1 pseudogene is annotated in these 449 nt (G+C 33.9%); it reads left to right on the top strand.

The annotated features are described in order from the left end of the window. Window positions 1-12: 12 nt before the first annotated feature. Window positions 13-428: pseudogene (locus V7659_RS23165) on the top strand (MerR family transcriptional regulator). The last annotated feature ends 21 nt before the right edge of the window (window positions 429-449 follow it).

The raw sequence follows: 449 nt of genomic DNA, 5'->3' as shown, positions 1-449 counted from the left end.
AGGAGATAAATGATGAAAACATATTCTATTAGCGAAGTTGCAAAAGAATTAAATCTTACTGTATATACCTTGCGATACTACGACAAGGAGGGACTTATTCCTTTTGTAGAACGGACAGCTAGCGGAACACGATTGTTTAAAGAATCTGATATCGGCGCTTTAAAAGTGATTGAGTGTCTAAAATCCACTGGGATGCCTATTAAAGAAATTAAAAATTTCATCGATTGGTGTTCTGATGGGGATTCCACTTTGCAACAAAGATATGACATGTTTATGGAACGGAAAGCGAATGTAGAAGCACAAATGGAAGAACTAAAAAAACAATGGAAGTCATTGAGCATAAATGCTTATATTATAAGACTGCATTGGATGCCGGAACGGAAGCTATTCACAAAAATGATAAAATAGAAATTTCTACTAATAATTAAGGCTCTTTTCTAAAAGATTTT

It is taken from the genome of Neobacillus drentensis (assembly GCF_036966985.1).
Classification (GTDB): Bacteria; Bacillota; Bacilli; order Bacillales; family Cytobacillaceae; genus Neobacillus; species Neobacillus drentensis_E.
This window is presented reverse-complemented; position numbering and strand designations above follow the sequence as displayed.